Origin of the sequence: Streptomyces sp. NPDC101151, assembly GCF_044768335.1 — a bacterium.
In the GTDB taxonomy this organism is placed as follows: Bacteria; Actinomycetota; Actinomycetes; order Streptomycetales; family Streptomycetaceae; genus Streptomyces.
The window spans coordinates 1-1,702 of the sequence record NZ_JBIWPP010000133.1 but is presented as its reverse complement, the minus strand read 5'-3'; the positions used below and the strand labels follow the sequence as shown (position 1 = coordinate 1,702).

General features: G+C 65.9%; 1 protein-coding gene. It reads left to right on the top strand.

What is annotated here, in order from left to right; all coding sequences use genetic code 11:
- The first annotated feature begins 91 nt into the window (after positions 1-91).
- Positions 92-1,657 (top strand): ISL3 family transposase, encoded by a 1,566-nt coding sequence (locus ACIRU3_RS47730; protein ID WP_404070769.1) that lies wholly within the window; start codon positions 92-94, stop codon positions 1,655-1,657.
- Positions 1,658-1,702 lie beyond the last annotated feature (45 nt).

Below are 1,702 nucleotides of genomic sequence, written 5' to 3'. Positions count from 1 at the left end.
AAGATTCGGGTTCTGTCGACGATCTTGTGATCCGGACGGTTGAGCGGTTCGTGCCGACCGTTCGCGATCATGCATCGCGTGCTCTCGTGATGTGCTTTTGGAGCTGTTTCCTTACCTGTCCGCCCTGTTGATCGAGGAGGTCGAGCGGCGGCCGGACAAGGTGGTGCTGCGGACACGGGTTCGGGCGGCAACCGCGGCCTGCCAGTGCGGCCACAGCTCGGCACGGGTGCACGGCCGGTATGTACGCAAGCTGCGTGACGTCGCTATGGGCGGGCTCGGTGTCGTGATCGAATTATGCATACGCCGCTTCCGATGCGAGAACTCTTCCTGTCCGGCGGTGACGTTCGCTGAACAGATCCAGGGCCTGACGACCCCGCACAGTCGGCAGACCCCGTTGCTGCGTGGGGTGATGACGCAGATCGGGCTGGCTCTGGCCGGCCGGGCGGGAGCCCGCCTGGCCTCCGCGGTCGGCATCACCGTGGGCAAGGACATGCTGCTGCGACTGGTCAGGGCCCTGCCCGAGCCGGAGGTCGGTGAGGTGGAGGTCCTCGGCGTCGACGACTTCGCATTCCGCAAAGGCCACCACTACGGGACGGTGCTGATCGACATGGCCACGCACCGTCCACTGCATATCTACGACGGGCGCGAGGGCGAGGACCTGGCCGCCTGGCTCCGCGATCACCCCGAGGTGAAGGTGATCTGTCGGGACCGGTCCAGCGGTTACAGCGAGGGCGCACGCGTCGGGGCGCCGCAGGCCGAGCAGGTCGCTGATCGATATCACCTGTGGGCCAATCTCGGCCAGGCGGTCGAGAAGGCGGTCAACGCCCATCGCTCCCGCCTGGCAGAACCGCCTTCGGAGCCCGCCGACACTCCCGGTGAGCCGCAGGTGGTCCAGCCATCGACTGAGCTGAAGATCGTGACTCGGCTCCGTGAACAGCATGCCGCCGCCCACGAGTTATGGCAGCAGGGGATGTCGAAGGCGGCGATCGGCCGGAAACTCGGACTGCACCAGGCCACCGTCCGCAAGCTGGTCAACGCCCCCTCCGCGGATGACGTCGTGGCCAGGAGCTTGCAGCGGGCGCACGTCGTCGACCCATACGTCGGCTACCTGCACCGACGCTGGAACGAAGGCGTCAGGAACGCCGCTCAGCTCTGCCGTGAGATTCAGGAACAGGGCTACCCCGGAGGCGAGTTGGCAGTCCAGCGTCATCTGCGGCGCTACCGAACCGGACGCGGACACGCACCCGACCCGGGTCCCAAGCCTCCCTCGGTCCGCGAAGTCACCTCATGGATCATGACTCATCCTGAACACCTGCGGGACGAGGATGCTGACAAGCTCCACCGGCTACGTGAACGCGATCCCGAGCTGGACCGGCTCACCGGGCACGTCAGGAAGTTCGCCGTCATGATGACCGCACGCCACGGCGACCGTCTGGAGGACTGGATCAGCGGAGCCGAACAGGACTCCCTGGCCCCACTCGCAGGCTTCGCCCGCAACCTCCGCCGCGACTTCGACGCAGTCCGCAATGGCCTGTCCCTGCCTCATAGTTCCGGCGCTGTCGAGGGCAACATCAACCGACTCAAGATGCTGAAGCGTCAGATGTTCGGCCGGGCCAGCCTCGATCTCCTTCGCAAACGCGTCCTGCTCGCACGATGAGACAGACCGTCCGGATCACAAGATCGTCGACAGAACCAAGATTCG